The sequence below is a fragment of the Streptacidiphilus anmyonensis genome (assembly GCF_000787855.1).
GTDB classification, from domain to species: domain Bacteria; phylum Actinomycetota; class Actinomycetes; order Streptomycetales; family Streptomycetaceae; genus Streptacidiphilus; species Streptacidiphilus anmyonensis.
This window is the reverse complement of record NZ_BBPQ01000119.1, coordinates 1-15514: the sequence shown is the minus strand read 5'-3', so window position 1 is coordinate 15514 and position 15514 is coordinate 1. Positions and strand designations below refer to the sequence as shown.

General features: G+C 72.6%; 7 protein-coding genes and 2 pseudogenes. 6 read left to right on the top strand and 3 right to left on the bottom strand.

Features of this window, described 5'->3' with window-relative positions; translation table 11 throughout:
• From TR50_RS47455 to TR50_RS41140, 3 genes and pseudogenes are all read left to right on the top strand, one after another.
• Positions 1-489, top strand: a pseudogene (locus tag TR50_RS47455) (hypothetical protein); the annotation flags it as partial.
• Between the two features lie 158 nt (positions 490-647).
• On the top strand, positions 648-2483 hold the full coding sequence (locus TR50_RS41145) for an ABC transporter ATP-binding protein (RefSeq protein ID WP_042435390.1): 1836 nt from the start codon (positions 648-650) through the stop codon (positions 2481-2483).
• The gene (locus tag TR50_RS41140; RefSeq protein WP_084701881.1) at positions 2480-4378 is read left to right on the top strand and encodes an ABC transporter ATP-binding protein; all 1899 of its coding nucleotides are present in this window, start codon (positions 2480-2482) and stop codon (positions 4376-4378) included. Before TR50_RS41145 ends, TR50_RS41140 begins: the two co-directional genes overlap by 4 nt.
• A gap of 58 nt (positions 4379-4436) precedes the next feature.
• Here the strand turns inward: TR50_RS41140 and TR50_RS41135 are convergent, their stop codons facing one another.
• Both TR50_RS41135 and glgP read right to left on the bottom strand, forming a co-directional pair.
• Positions 4437-5834: a hypothetical protein gene (locus TR50_RS41135; RefSeq protein ID WP_042435388.1), complete on the bottom strand. Its 1398-nt coding sequence runs from the start codon at positions 5832-5834 to the stop codon at positions 4437-4439.
• Positions 5835-6153: 319 nt separating this feature from the next.
• Positions 6154-8853, bottom strand: coding sequence for an alpha-glucan family phosphorylase (gene glgP, locus TR50_RS41130; RefSeq protein ID WP_042435385.1), 2700 nt, complete (start codon positions 8851-8853; stop codon positions 6154-6156).
• 808 nt (positions 8854-9661) lie between these two features.
• Between glgP and TR50_RS41125 the strand changes: the two genes are divergently transcribed.
• The 3 genes from TR50_RS41125 (at position 9662) to TR50_RS41115 (ending at position 15040) form a co-directional block, all read left to right on the top strand.
• Positions 9662-11638: an alpha-1,4-glucan--maltose-1-phosphate maltosyltransferase gene (locus tag TR50_RS41125; RefSeq protein WP_042435382.1), complete on the top strand. Its 1977-nt coding sequence runs from the start codon at positions 9662-9664 to the stop codon at positions 11636-11638.
• Positions 11635-13374, top strand: coding sequence for a maltose alpha-D-glucosyltransferase (gene treS, locus TR50_RS41120; RefSeq protein WP_042435379.1), 1740 nt, complete (start codon positions 11635-11637; stop codon positions 13372-13374). Before TR50_RS41125 ends, treS begins: the two co-directional genes overlap by 4 nt.
• Before the next feature lie 148 nt (positions 13375-13522).
• Entirely contained in the window at positions 13523-15040 is a 1518-nt protein-coding gene (locus tag TR50_RS41115) for a maltokinase N-terminal cap-like domain-containing protein (protein WP_042435376.1), read from the top strand.
• A gap of 92 nt (positions 15041-15132) precedes the next feature.
• Here the strand turns inward: TR50_RS41115 and TR50_RS49570 are convergent.
• Positions 15133-15514 (bottom strand): annotated as a pseudogene (locus TR50_RS49570) (hypothetical protein); the annotation flags it as partial.

Genomic DNA, 15514 nt, shown 5'->3' with positions numbered 1-15514 from the left:
GCCCCCGTGCCCGCGCCCGCGCCCGCGCCCGCGCCGGACGTCGTGCCGACGAGCCCCGTCTCCCACGCCCGTCGCCGTCCGCGGCGTCGGTTGCTTGTGTCGGCGGGGCTGGCGCTGGGCGGGGCGGCGGCGGCCGTGGGCGCATGGGTGTACGTCGGGAGCGCGCACACCACGTCGCCCGCGCCCGCGAGCGCCGCCACGACGGTGACGGCCGTCGACGCGCAGACCCACGTGACCGCCTCGGCGGCGCTCACCCCGGAGAACTGGGGCACGCAGGTGCAGCTCAAGCTGGGGAACCTGCCCCAGGGGATCACCTGCCATCTGGTCGTCCACGCCAGTGACGGGCGTACCGAGACGGCCGGGACCTGGGGCTCGGGTTACAGTTCGGCCGCGTCCGTGCCGGCCTCGACCTCCATCGGGTCGTCCGACATCAGCGCCATGGACGTCGTCGACGGCAGCGGGACCGTGCTGGTCCACCTGCCGGGCTGAGCGGAGCCGGGGCGTGTAAGGGGCGGAAATTGGGATGAGGGCTGTCAGTCCCTGCGTCTACAGTCCGAAAGGTGTCGACGCAGCAGGATTCCCTCCCCGCCCCGCAAGCCCCCGACCAGAACCCAGAGCAGAGCCCGCAGCAGACCCCGCCACAGCCCGTGCCGCCGGCCGCCGCGCCGGCCGCTCAGCCGCCCGCGCGGCACTCGGCGACGCGGTCGCTGCTGCGGCTGTGGCCGTACGTCCGGCCGATCCGCTGGTTCCTGACCGCGTCCACGGTCTCGGCGCTGCTCGCCTCGCTCTCGGCACTGGTCATCCCGCTGGTGCTGAAGAACATCGTCGACGGCCCGGTCGCCCACCACGACACCGCCGGGCTGTGGCGGCAGGGCGTGCTGCTGCTGGTGCTCGGCCTGCTGGAGGCGGGCCTGTTCGGGCTGCGCCGCTGGTTCGTCGCACGGCCGCTGGCCGGCGTCGAACGGCAGATGCGCGCGGACCTCTACGCCAAGCTGCAGCGTCTGCCCGTCTCCTTCCACGACCGCTGGGCCTCGGGCCAGCTGCTGTCGCGGGCGACGTCGGACATGTACACCATCCGGCTGTTCCTGGCCTTTCCGCTGGTCTTCCTGATCGTCAACTCGATGGTCTTCCTGACCGGGATCGGCATCATGTTCACCCTGGACTGGCAGCTGGCGCTGATCACGGTCCTGCCGGCCGCGCCGCTGATCATCCTGTGCTCCTACTTCGAGCGCCGCTACTCCGCCGCCGCCCGGCTCGCCCAGGACCAGAACGGCGACCTGGCCACCGTGCTCGAGGAGTCGGTGCTGGGCATCCGCATCCTCAAGTCCTTCGGACGGCACCGCACGATGGCCGCCCGCTACCGTGCGCAGGCCGAGCTGCTGCGCGAGACGGAGCTGAAGAAGGCCCGGCTGCTGGCGAACCTCTGGGCGGTCATCGTCGGCCTGCCCGAGCTCGCGCTCGGCACCTCGCTGGCGGTCGGCATCGTCCAGGTCGCCCACGGCAGCACCACGGCGGGCACGCTCGTCGGCTTCCTGTCCACGGCGCTGTCGCTGCGCTGGCCGGTGGAGTCCCTCGGCTGGCTGCTGGCCTACAGCAACGAGGCGGCGACCGCGACAGACCGTTTCTACGAGGTCATGGACGCCCGGCCCGCCGACTCCGAGGACGGGCCGGTCCCCGACGGCGCGCCGGAACGCGCGTCCGCGCGGGCGGGGGCCCGTGACGGCATCCGACTGGCGGGCGTGCGCTTCCGCTACCCGGACGCCCCGGCGGACTCGCCCGACCTGCTCAGCGGGTTGGACCTGCACGTCCGCTCCGGCGAGACGATGGCCCTGGTCGGCCTGACCGGCAGCGGCAAGACCACACTGACCGCACTGCTTCCGCGCCTCTACGAGATCAACGGCGGCCGGATCACCCTGGACGGCACGGACATCCGCGAGATACCGCGCGCCCGGCTGCGCGAGCTGGTCTCCATGGCCTTCGAGGATCCGACCCTCTTCTCCGCCTCCGTCAGCGAGAACGTGCTGATGGGCGCGCCCGACGCGTCCGAGGAGGAGCTGGAGCGGGCGCTGGACGTCGCGCAGGCGCAGTTCGTCCGCGCCCTGCCCGAGGGATCAGGGACCCAGGTGGGCGAGCAGGGCCTGAGCCTGTCCGGCGGTCAGCGCCAGCGTCTCGCGCTCGCCCGCGCGGTCGTCGGCGCCCCGGAGTTCCTGGTCCTGGACGATCCCCTCTCGGCGCTGGACGTGCACACCGAGGCGCTGGTCGAGCAGGCGCTGCGTCAGGTCCTGGCCGAGACGACGGCGCTGGTCGTCGCGCACCGTCCCAGCACGGTGCAGCTGGCGGACCGGGTGGCGCTGCTGGCCGACGGCCGGATCGCGGCTGTCGGCACCCATCACGAACTGCTGGAGTCGAACCCGGAGTACCGGGAGCTGATGTCGGGCGAACGAACCGGCGAAGGAACCGAGGACGGGAGCCTGGTGCGATGAGCGTCGCCGAGACGGACCTCACCGAGACGGAACAGGGCGAGCTCCTGGAGGAGCCACACCGCAGGGAGCCTCGGCTCCCGCAGGAGGAGGACCGGGCCCCGGCCCCCTCCGGCGAGAGCGAGGACATCCCCGTCCCGCCGGGCGCGCCCCGGGCGCTGCTGCGCTCGCTGCTCGGCCCGCACAAGGCCCGCGTCGTGCTGGCCATGCTGATGATCACCGTCCAGCAGGCGGCGCTCCAGGTCGGCCCGCTGCTGGTCTCCTACGCGATCGACCGCGGCATCCCCGCGCTGCGCGCCCATGACTGGGGTCCGCTGGTCGCGGTGACGGCGGGCTATCTGGGCTGCGCGGCGGTGGCCACGCTGCTCCAGCGCAGCTTCATCCGGCTGTCCGGCGTGATCAACCAGGCCATCCTGCTGGAGATGCGCCGGCGGATCTTCCGCCACGCGCAGGCGCTCTCGCTCGACTTCCACGAGCGCTACACCTCGGGCCGGATCATCTCCCGCGCCACCAGCGACGTCGACACGGTGCGCGAACTGCTCAACGAGGGCCTGCAGGAGCTGCTGTCGGTCATCCTGTCGGTGCTCTACATCGCGGTGCTGCTGGTCGTCATGGACTGGCGGCTGGGCCTGGCCTCCCTGGCCTCGGTCGTACCGATCTACGTGTTCACCCGCGGCTACCGGCGCCGCTCGCAGATCGTCTACCGCCGGTCGCGCACGGCGGTGGCCCAGGTCATCGTCCGCTTCACGGAGACGATGAACGGCATCCGCCCGGTCCAGGCGTTCCGCCGCGAGGCCGCCAACGAGGAGGCCTTCTCGGTCTCCAACGGCGAGTACACCGACGCGAACGCGCAGGGTCTGCTGTCGATGGCTCAGTTCGTCGCCTCCTCGCGGGCCACCGCGAACATCTGGATCACCGGTGTGGTGGTCTGGGGCGCGGTCCTGGTCACCCAGGGCAGCCTGGAGCTGGGCGTGCTGGCCGCTTTCGTGCTCTACCTGCGGCGGCTGTTCGACCCGGTCGACCAGGTGGCGATGTTCCTGAACAGCTACCAGTCGGCCTCCGCCGCGCTGGAGAAGATCGCCGGCCTGCTCGCCCACGAGCCGTCCGTCCCGGAGCCGGGCGAGCCCGTCGCGCTGCCCGCCAAGCCGGAGGACGCCATCCCGGGCCGCGCGGTCGACTTCGACGGCGTCGCCTTCTCCTACCGCACCGGCAAGCAGGTCCTGCCCCGCTTCGACCTGCGCATCCCGGCCGGGCAGAGCGTCGCCGTGGTCGGCGCGACGGGCGCGGGCAAGTCCACCCTGGCCAAGCTCCTCGCCCGCTTCTACGACCCGACCGAGGGCCGCGTCACCCTCGACGGCGTGGACCTGCGTGAACTGGCGACGCCCGAACTGCGGCGCGGCGTGGTGATGGTGACGCAGGAGTCGTTCCTCTTCTCGGGCACGGTCGCGGAGAACATCGCCATCGGCCGCCCCGAGGCCACCCGCGAGGAAGTCGAGGAGGCGGCGCGGGCCATCGGCGCGTACGACTTCATCGCCGCCCTCCCGGAGGGCTTCGACACCGACGTCCGCAAGCGCGGCGGCCGCATCTCGGCCGGCCAGCGGCAGCTGGTCGCCTTCGCCCGCGCCCTGCTGGCGGATCCGGCGGTGCTGATCCTCGACGAGGCGACGTCCTCCCTGGACGTCCCCGGCGAGCAGGCGGTCCAGCGCGCCATGGCCACGGTCCTGGCGGGCCGCACGGCGGTCATCATCGCCCACCGCCTCTCCACGGTGGAGATCGCCGACCGCGTCCTGGTCATGGACCAGGGCCACGTCGTCGAGGACGGCACGCCCGCCGACCTGATCGGCGGCACCGGCCGCTTCGCCCGGCTCCACGCCGCCTGGCGCGACAGCCTGGTGTAGCCACGTGCGACGCCCGGGGGGCGTGGGGCTGCTCAGCAGCCCCACGCCCCGTTCGCGTTCAGCCCCGGGTGATGCGCAGCACGCCGGTCTCGGTCCCCTGGTACAGCGTGCCGTCCGGCGCGGTGGTGCCGGTCATCTGGAGCGGGTTGTAGAGCAGGCCGAGGCCGATCCAGGAGCTGGAGAGCTGCGCGCCGGTGGCGGGGTCGACGGTGGCGTAGGAGTACGACGCGAAGGTCTGCGCACCGAGGGTGCCGGTGGGCCCGGCGACGGTGAGGGTGTAGATCCTTCCGTCCGCCAGCGAAAGTCGCGGCAGGGCGGCCGACTTCACGTCGCTGTTCCAGACCGGGTGGCAGCCGTCGCCGCCCGGGTTCAGGTCGACCCGGCTCATGCCGCCGTCGAAGGACGCCGACGCCGGAACGCTCGCCGGGGCGCCCGCCGGAAGGGCCGGATACGGGTAGCCGTAGGTGTCGGTGACGAAGACGCTGGAACCGGAGGCGATGACGGCGTCCTCCGTGCCGCTCTGCGGGTACTGGGTCAGCACGGGTGTCGAGCAGACCGGCGTCGGACCGCCCGCGACACGGTAGACCAGCAGGTTCTCGTGGGGCGCGGCGTTGTCGGTGAGAGTGACGTACTCGGTTCCGTCGCCGGGGCCGAAGAAGCTCGGGGTCGCGCCGGTGCCCCAGCTGAGCTGGCCGGGCTTGCGGCCGGGGCCGCGGTCGTAGGGGGCGCGCCAGTCCACGACCGGGGTGCCGTCGGGGGCCTCGCTCAGCAGGTAGAGGGCGTGGTCGGTGGCGACGGCGGTGTGGCCGGGGACGGTCGAGATGCTGTTCGCGACGCCCTCGCCGGTCGCGAGGGTCCGCACCGCGCCGGTGGAGGTGTCCACCGTGCCGATGACGCCGCCGGCCGTGGCGAACCAGATCCGGCCGTCCCAGCCGGGGCTCAGCCCCACGATGTCGTCGCCCGACGGTATCGCGCCCGCGAGGGAGGTCGACTGGTCGACGGTCAGCGACCATGCGCCGCCTGCGAGGTGGTGGCCGATGCGGAGCAGGTCGTCGTCGCCGTCCACCACGACCAGCGCGTTCGTGGCGTCCAGATAGGCGTAGACACCGCCGAAGAGGCTGCCCTTGGGCAGGGCCAGCGAGGCGAGGTCGGCGCCCGTGGCGGGATCGAGCAGGTGCACGGTCGGGGTCTGCCCGAAGATCGTGGTGCAGAGCGCGACCGGCCGGCCGTCGCCCCCGATCACCACCGTCGGGCAGGCGGAGGCGAGTGCGGTGCGGCTCCAGCTGACCGGGCCGCTCCCGGGGCCGGGATAGGGCGTGGTGTCGCTGGAGGCGGAGTCCCCGTGCATGGTGGCCGTCCCGTTCCCGGCGGTGCCGGGGTTCTGCGGCGGCAGCGGGCCGAAGGCGCAGAGGGAGGCGACGGCGGCGAGCACGGACACGGTGGCGCGCAGGCGCATGGCGGAGTCCTTAGGTCATGGGTCGGACGCCGTGCGGCCGCGCGGGGGCGACGAAGGTGCACACGCCGATGAGGGCCGCTCGGCTCGAAGAAGCGAAAGCGGCCCTCGTACGTGCGAGGAAAGGGAACGAAACGAGCACGCCGCGTCAGCTGACGCGGCGACAACCCGTCGTGGTGGCACGGCCATGGTCGACATGGCGTCGGCTCACCAGCAAGGTCATGGCTCCGACTCTAGGGCCGCGGCCGAGGCGGCACGAGAGGGTGACCACGGTCCGAGACGGACAGTCGGGGCCGCGCCCTCGGGCACAGCCCCGCCTGCCTCACCTCAGGACGCCGTCCGAGAAGCCCGTCGTCTCCGCCGGGACGGTGACCAGCCCCAGTTCGGCCTCGGCGGCGAGAAGGCGGTGCTGGGGAAGAACGCGGACGGTGTAGCCGAACGGGCCGGTGCGGCTGAGCTCCAGGGGGCCCTCGTAGCGCCACCGGCCGTCGACGTCGGCGCGGTCGGCCGGCTTGAGGGAGACCGTGGAGACGTCCGAGATCACGTCGGCCTCGTCGACCCGGCCGGAGACCGCCTGGACGTCCACGTCCGACGGGTCGAGCCCGTCGAGGTGGACCTGGACCCGGAGGGTGAGCGTCGAGCCGAGCTCCGGCGCGTCCGCGCCGCCCGCCGCCTCGACGTGCTCGACGCGGACCTGCGCCCAGCGGGCGCGGATCCGGGTCTTCCACTGCGCCAGCTCCCGCGCGCCCTCGAACGGCTCGCCGCTCCCGCCCACCGCCGCCAGCGCCCGACGCGACTCGGCCGCGGGGGTGTAGAGGCGCTCGACGTACTCGCGGACCATGCGGCCGGCCAGCACCTTCGGGCCGAGGGTGACCAGGGTGTGGCGGACCATCTGGATCCAGCGGCGCGGCAGCTCGGACGCGTCGCGCTCGTAGAAGCGCGGCGCGACCTGGTGCTCGATCAGGTCGTACAGGGCGCCGGACTCGATCTCGTCGCGGCGGTCCTCGTCGACCTCGCCGTCGGCGGTGGGGATCGCCCAGCCGTTGGCGCCGTCGAACCACTCGTCCCACCAGCCGTCGAGGACGGAGAGGTTCAGCGCGCCGTTGAGCGCGGCCTTCATGCCGGAGGTGCCGCAGGCCTCCAGCGGGCGGAGCGGGTTGTTGAGCCAGACGTCGCAGCCCGGGTAGAGCTTGGCGGCCATGTCCATGTCGTAGTCGGGCAGGAAGACGATCCGGTGGCGCACCGCGTGGTCGTCCGCGAAGGCGACCAGCTTCTGGATCAGCGCCTTGCCGCCGTCGTCGGCGGGGTGGGCCTTGCCCGCGACGACGATCTGGATCGGGCGGGTCGGGTGCAGCAGCAGCGAGCGCAGCCGCTGCTGGTCGCGCAGCATCAGGGTGAGCCGCTTGTAGGAGGGGACCCGTCGGGCGAAGCCGATGGTGAGCACGTCCGGGTCGAGCACGTCACCCGTCCAGCCCAGCTCGGCGTCACCGGTTCCGCGCTGGCGCCAGGAGGCGCGCAGCCGGGCGCGGGCCTCGGTGACGAGCTGGGCGCGCAGGCGGCGGCGCATCTCCCAGATCTCGGTGTCGCCGATGGCGTCGATGCCGTCCCAGCGTCGGGCCTCGCCGAGCACCATGGCGTCCTCGATCCGCTCGGGGCCGATCTCGCGCGCGGCGAGCCGGACCACCTCCGGGTCGATCCAGGTGGGCGCGTGGACGCCGTTGGTGATCGAGGTGATCGGCACCTCGGCGGCGTCGAAGCCCGGCCACAGGCCGTTGAACATGCCCCGGCTGACCTGGCCGTGCAGCTCGCTGACGCCGTTGGCACGCTGGGCCAGCCGCAGACCCATCGCGGCCATGTTGAACAGCGACGGGTCACCGCCCGGCCAGCTCTCCGCGCCGAGCGCGAGCACCCGGTCGACGGGGACGCCCGGCAGACCCTCCGTCACGCCGGCGACGCCGCCGCCCGTGCCGCCGCCCCCGCCGCCGGTGGCGAAATGACGCTGCACGAGCTGCCGCTCGAAACGGTCGATGCCGGCGGGAACGGGCGTGTGGGTGGTGAACAGGGTTCCGGCGCGGACGGCCTCCAGGGCCGCGTCGAAGTCGAGCCCGGCGCCGCCCTCGTCCTCCGGACGGGTGAGTTCGCGGATGCGCTCCAGGCCCAGGAATCCGGCGTGTCCCTCGTTGGTGTGGAACACCTCGGGCTCGGCGTGTCCGGCGAGGCGGCAGAAGGTGCGCACCGCGCGCACCCCGCCGATGCCGAGCAGCATCTCCTGGAGCAGCCGGTGCTCGCTGCCGCCGCCGTAGAGGCGGTCGGTCACGTCGCGGGCGCGGGCGTCGTTCTCCTCGATGTCGGAGTCGAGCATGAGCAGCGGCACGCGGCCGACCTGGGCCTTCCAGATCTGCGCGTGCAGCGCGCGCCCGCCCGGCAGGGCGAGGGCCACGACGCTGGGGCTCCCGTCCGGCTCGCGGACCAGGCTGACGGCCAGTTCGTTCGGGTCGAGCAGCGGGTAGCGCTCCTGCTGCCAGCCGTCGCGGGAGAGCGACTGGCGGAAGTAGCCGTGGCGGTAGAGGAGGCCGACGCCGATGATGGGGACGCCGAGGTCGCTGGCGGCCTTGAGGTGGTCCCCGGCCAGGATGCCGAGGCCGCCGGAGTACTGGGGAAGCGCGGCGGTGATGCCGAACTCGGGCGAGAAGTAGGCGATGGCGGCGGGCAGCTCCCGGCCGCGCTGCTGCTGGTACCAGCGCGGGCCGGTGAGGTAGTCGCGCAGATCCTCTTCGGCGTCGTGGAGCCGGCGCAGGAACCGCCGGTCGCCGGCGAGGGCCGCCAGCCGCTCTCCGGAGACGGCGCCGAGCAGGCGGACGGGATCGCAGCCGGTCGCCTCCCAGATCTCGGGGTCGACCGAGCGGAACAGCTCACGCGTCTCCGGATGCCAGGACCAGCGCAGGTTGAGTGCCAACTCACCTAGGGCCTGGAGCGGTTCGGGCAGGACGGTGCGGACCGTGAAACGTCGGATTGCCTTCACCCAGCCGAAGATAGCCGCGCGATCAGGCCGTCGCCGAGCGACAGGGAGGCGCACTGCCGCCGTTCGGCGCATTGGTGCGATCGGCGGCGCACCTGTTCACTCTTCCGGGGGTAGCGTGCGCGCGGGCGCACGCCGGAGTGCGGTAGCGCACGATCGTAGGAATTCACGACTCCGACACACGGCAGTCCACCCAGGCACGGCCAACTGCCGTGATCCATGGCTGAAATACGCCGCTACCCGCGCGTAGCCCCGGCGTTGGGTGCGAGGATCGGAGCAGGTCGCTACGGGCGCGCCGACCTGCGTGGCGCCGATGCGGAACCGGCGGTTCTGCGTGTCCACGCGTCGCGCGCGATCGTTGTCAACACGACGGCGTTCGACAGGTGGCAGGTTGCCGGGCGGTGAGGCCGGGGAAGGCTCTCTTGGTCGCTCCCCCGACGCTCCTGTCGGTCGCCGCGCCGCCGCAGAACACCGTGCTTCGCCGCGTCCCCCGTGCTTCGCCACTCTCCGTTCGACCCTCACTCAGCGTCACGTTCACTCAGCGTCACACCCTTTCGGCTTCACCCGTTCTGGTTCACCGTCGGCTCCTCGACGCCCGTCGACACCCCTTTTGTCCTGACTTCTGCTGGACTCTGGTTCTGCCGCAATCTCGCTTTACCTCAGCTTTACCCCTCTGACGCCTGCGGCACCCCCGCACCACCGACGCCACACGCCTCACCCGCAGCAACCGCAGCACCCGTTCCGCCCCCGCACCCGCCCCCGTGCACCAGCGCCCTGCGTGATGCCCGCACGAAAGGACGACCAGCTCCAGATGATCGGCCGTATTCCCGTACTGGATGTCAGCCCCTCGGTGGACTGCGGACGGCGTCCGGCCAAGTCCGTGGTCGGCGAGGTGTTCGAGGTCAGCGCGACGCTCTTCCGCGAGGGCCACGACCTGATCGGAGCCAATGTGGTGCTGCGCGATCCGCGCGGCCGCAGCGGCCCGTGGACGCCGATGCGCGAGCTCGCCCCCGGCACCGACCGCTGGGGCGCCGAGATCACCGCCACCTCCCCCGGACGCTGGACCTACGCCGTCGAGGCCTGGGCCGACCCGATCGCCACCTGGGAGCACGCCGCCCGCATCAAGATCGAGGCCGGGATCGAGCCCGGCCTGATGCTGGAGGAGGGCGCGCTGCTGCTGGACCGCGCCGCCGCCGGGGTGCGCAAGAAGGACGGCAAGGCCCACCTGCTGGCCGCCGCCGAGCTGCTGCGCGAGTCCGAGCTGCCGCCCATGCAGCGGCTGGAGGCCGCGCTCGGGAGCGAGCTGCGCGACACCCTGGCCAGGCACCCGCTGCGCGAGCTGGTCTCCGCCTCCCGCCCGCTGGCGCTCCAGGTCGACCGGCCGCGCGCCCTGTACGGCTCCTGGTACGAGTTCTTCCCCCGGTCTGAGGGCGCCCAGGTCGACCCGACGGGCCGTCACGCCCCCGTCCCCGGCACGCTGCGCACCGCCGCCGAGCGACTGTCCGCCGTCGCCGCGATGGGCTTCGACGTCGTCTACCTGCCGCCCGTTCACCCGATCGGCCGCGCCTTCCGCAAGGGCCCGAACAACACCCTGGAGGCCGGCCCCCACGACGTCGGCTCCCCCTGGGCGATCGGTTCGCCCGAAGGCGGCCACGAGGCGATCCACCCGGACCTCGGCACCATGGCCGACTTCGACGCCTTCACCGACCGGGCCGCCGAGCTGGGCCTGGAGATCGCGCTCGACTTCGCCCTCCAGTGCTCCCCCGACCACCCCTGGGTCGAGAAGCACCCGGAGTGGTTCACCCAGCGCGCCGACGGCACCATCGCCTACGCCGAGAACCCGCCCAAGAAGTACCAGGACATCTACCCGGTCAACTTCGACCGGGACCTCGACGGCCTGGTCGCCGAGACGGTCTCGCTGCTGCGCCACTGGATGTCGCACGGCGTGCGGATCTTCCGCGTCGACAACCCGCACACCAAGCCCGTCGTCTTCTGGGAGAAGGTCCTCGGCGAGATCGCCAAGAGCGACCCCGACGTGCTCTTCCTGGCCGAGGCGTTCACCCGCCCGGCGATGATGCACACCCTCGCCAAGGTCGGCTTCCACCAGTCCTACACCTACTTCACCTGGCGCAACACCAAGCAGGAGCTGACGGAGTACCTGACCGAGCTCTCCGGGGACGCGGCCGCCTACATGCGGCCCAACCTGTTCACCAACACCCCGGACATCCTGCACGCCTACCTCCAGCACGGCGGCCGGGCCGCGTTCGCGATCCGCGCGGTCCTCGCCGCCACCCTCGCCCCGAGCTGGGGCGTCTACGCCGGCTTCGAGCTCTACGAGAGCGCCCCCGTGAAGCCTGGTTCCGAGGAGTACCTCGACTCGGAGAAGTACCAGCTCCGTCCGCGCGACTGGTCGCGCACGGACACGCTCGCGCCGCTGCTGACCACCCTCAACCGGCTGCGCCGCGCGCACCCCGCCCTGCAGGAGCTGCGCAACCTGCGGTTCCACCCCACCGACAACGACCAGATCCTCGCCTACAGCAAGACCCGCGGCGAGGACACCGTGCTGACCGTGGTCACCCTCGACCCGCACCACCCGCAGGAGGCCACGCTGACGCTCGATCCCGCGGCGTTCGGCGAGGCCCTCGGCGACGAGGCGCCTGACGGTCCGTGGGAGGTCCTCGACGAGCTGAGCGGCGCCGTCTGGCGGTGGGGACGCCACAACTACGTCCGGCTCGACCCCCACACCACGCCGGCACACATCCTCACGGTCCGGAGGGCCGCTCAGTGATCGTCAACGAACCCGTCCCCGACACATTCGCCGACACCCCACAGCGCGACCGCGACCCGGAGTGGTTCAAGCGCGCCGTCTTCTACGAGGTCCTGGTCCGGTCCTTTCAGGACACCAACGGCGACGGCATCGGCGACCTGAAGGGGCTCACCGCCAAGCTCGACTACCTCCAGTGGCTCGGCGTGGACTGCCTCTGGCTGCCCCCGTTCTTCGCCTCGCCGCTACGCGACGGCGGCTACGACGTGGCCGACTACACCGCGGTCCTGCCCGAGTTCGGGGACCTGGCGGACTTCGTCGAGTTCGTGGACGCCGCCCACCAGCGCGGCATGCGGATCATCATCGACGTCGTCATGAACCACACCAGTGACCAGCACCCGTGGTTCCAGGCCTCCCGCAACGACCCGGACGGCCCCTACGGCGACTACTACATGTGGGCCGACAACGACAAGCTCTACCAGGACGCCCGCATCATCTTCGTCGACACCGAGACCTCCAACTGGACCTACGACCCGATCCGCAAGCAGTACTTCTGGCACCGGTTCTTCGCCCACCAGCCGGACCTCAACTACGAGAACCCCCAGGTCCAGGAGGAGATGCTGGCGGCGCTGCGGTTCTGGCTGGACCTCGGCATCGACGGCTTCCGCCTCGACGCCGTGCCCTACCTCTACGCCGAGGACGGCACCAACTGCGAGAACCTCCCCGCGACGCACGATTTCCTCAAGCGCGTGCGCGCGGAGATCGACGCCGAGTACCCGGACACGGTGCTGCTGGCCGAGGCCAACCAGTGGCCCGAGGACGTGGTCGACTACTTCGGCGACTTCTCCTCCGGCGGCGACGAGTGCCACATGGCGTTCCACTTCCCCGTCATGCCGCGCATCTTCATGTCGGTGCGGCGCGAGAACCGCTACCCCGTCTCGGAGATCCTCGCCAAGACCCCGGCCATCCCCTCGGGCTGCCAGTGGGGGATCTTCCTGCGCAACCACGACGAGCTGACCCTGGAGATGGTCACCGACGAGGAGCGCGACTACATGTACGCGGAGTACGCCAAGGAGCCGCGGATGCGGGCCAACGTCGGCATCCGCCGGCGCCTGGCCCCGCTCCTGGACAACGACCGCAACCAGATCGAGCTCTTCACCGCGCTGCTGCTCTCCCTGCCCGGCTCGCCCGTCCTGTACTACGGGGACGAGATCGGCATGGGCGACAACATCTGGCTCGGCGACCGCGACGGCGTCCGTACGCCGATGCAGTGGACGCCGGACCGCAACGCCGGCTTCTCCACGGCCGACCCCGGCCGGCTCTCGCTGCCGGCGATCATGGACCCGGTCTACGGCTACCAGGTCACCAACGTCGAGGCGCAGATGGCGAACCCCAGTTCGCTGCTGCACTGGACCCGCAGGATGATCGAGATCCGCAAGCTCAACCCGGCCTTCGGGCTGGGCTCCTACGCGGAGCTGCCCTCCAGCAACCCGGCCGTCCTCGCCTACCTGCGGGCCTACGGGGACGACCTGGTGATGTGCGTCAACAACTTCTCGCGGTTCGCCCAGCCGACCGAGCTGGACCTGCGTGAGTTCGAGGGCATGCACCCGGTCGAGCTGATCGGCGGGGTGCGCTTCCCCGCCATCGGCCAACTGCCGTACCTGCTCACTCTCGCGGGTCACGGCTTCTACTGGTTCCGGCTGCGGCCGGGCGACACGCCCGTGCCCGCGCACAGCCGCCGAACGAACGCGCGCCCCTGACCCCGACGCTCATCCCCCGTCCTGCGCAAAGCCGTCCTCCACCGGGCGTGCCGACGATGCCACGTCCGTCCGTTTCCGGAAAAATGGTTCAACCGGTGATGACCGCTCTCATCACCGGTTGTACCGGCCTTTCCGGGGAAAGGGAGACATGTCCGACACCTCCCGCCCGCGTGCCGTGACCACGCCGGTCCCGCCCACTCCCGCGGCCGGCTACCGCCCCCTGGTCGAGGCCACCCTGCCGATGCTGCGCGACTGGCTGCCGCGCCGCCGCTGGTTCGCCGGCAAGGGCCACCCGATCTCCGCCATCACCCCGCTCGCCGTCACCGCCCTGCCCGGCCCGACCGGCCTGGCCCGGGGCACCGGCACCCTGCTGCACCTGCTGCTGCGCGTGGAGCAGCGCCAGCCGGGCGGCGGCGCGCCCGTCGTCGACGTCTACCAGCTGCTGCTGGGCGCCCACCCCGACGGGCTGCCCGGCCTGCACGGCGCGGCCGTCCCGCAGGACGCGGTCATCGGCCGGATCACCAGCGGCCCGCACGACGGGCTGGTCACCTACGACGCAGCCTACGACCCGGCACTGACACGCCGCCTGCTCGCCCTGCTGACCTCGCCGCAGCGGCTCGGCCCGCTGCGCTTCTCCACCCTCGGCGGACGTCTTCCCGCCGCGGCCCCCGGCCGGGTCAGCACCGCCGAGCAGTCCAACACCTCGATCATCTACGACGGCGGCAGCCCCGCCGAGGCCGCGATCCTCAAGCTGTTCCGTCGGGTCTCCCCCGGCCTCAACCCGGATCTGGAGCTGTCACTCGCCCTCGGCCGGGCCGGCAGCAGCCGCATCCCGGCCCCGCTGGCGTGGTTCGAGGCGGAGCTGCCGGACTCCCCCCAGGAGGCCCCGGCGACGCTCGGCGTGCTCACCCACTTCCTGCGCGAGGCCGAGGACGGCTGGGAGCTGGCCCTGCGCCAGATCCAACTGCTCGACAGCGATCCGACCCGGGTGGGGAACTTCGCCGCAGAGTCGTTTCTCCTCGGCCGGGCCACCGCCGACGTGCATCTCGCGCTGGCGCGCAGCATGCCGGTGACGGTGCTGCGCCGGGCCGAGGTCGAGGCCATGGCCGAGACCATGGCCCTGCGCCTGGACGCGGCCTGCCTGGCCGTCCCGGCGCTCGGCAGGCACCGCGACGCGCTGCGCCGGATCTTCCGCGACCTGGCCTTCGCCGCGCGCGGCGGCCTGCGGTTGCGCGCCCAGCGCGTCCACGGCGATCTGCACCTGGGCCAGGTGCTGCGCAGCACGCGCGGCTGGGTGCTGCTGGACTTCGAGGGCGAACCGGCCAAGACCCTGGAGGAGCGGCGCCTTCCGCAGCCCGCGGTGCGGGACGTGGCCGGGATACTGCGCTCCTTCGACTACGCCGCGGCCCACGCCCGCCTCGCCGACCCGGCCGTCGCGGCGGCCTGGGCGGCCCGCAACCGCGAGGCGTTCTGCGCGGGCTACGCCGCGACCGGCGCCGAGGACCCCACCCTCGACCCGGTGCTGCTGCGCGCGTTCGAGACGGACAAGGCGATCTACGAGGTGGTCTACGAGGCCCGCCACCGCCCCGACTGGGTCGCCATCCCCCTGGCCGCCTGCGCCCGCCTGGCCACCACTCCCGCCACACCGACCCCGACGGAGGCATAGATCGTGACCCGGTTCGACGTACCCGCAACCTTCCTGGGAGCGAACGCCGCGAACAACGGGGGCGCCGCGGCCCCGAGGGAGGCCACCTCGGGTTACCGCCCCGCGACGCCCCGGGGTCGCACCACCCCCCGCCCGACCCCGAAGGCCGCCGACTCCCCCGAACCCGCAACGGCCCCGGCGGCAGCCCAGGCGGGCGCGGAAGCCACGACGGCGCAGCCGGCCGAGCCGCGAGGCGGGGCGGTGTCCGTGCCTGCGCGGGGTGAGGCGGGCACGCGGTCGGCCGCGTCCGCCTCCGGCGGGGAAGCATCACGCAGGGCGGCGCAGCCCGCAACGGCCGAGCAGCCTGGCGGCGCGGCGGCCGCGCCGGAGGCGGCGCGGGCAGGCGTGGGAACCACGGCAGCGAAGCCGACCGTGGCGCGTTCCGCGACCTCGGCGCGGCCGGCATCCGCGGCTGCCGCGCGCACGGCGGCACAG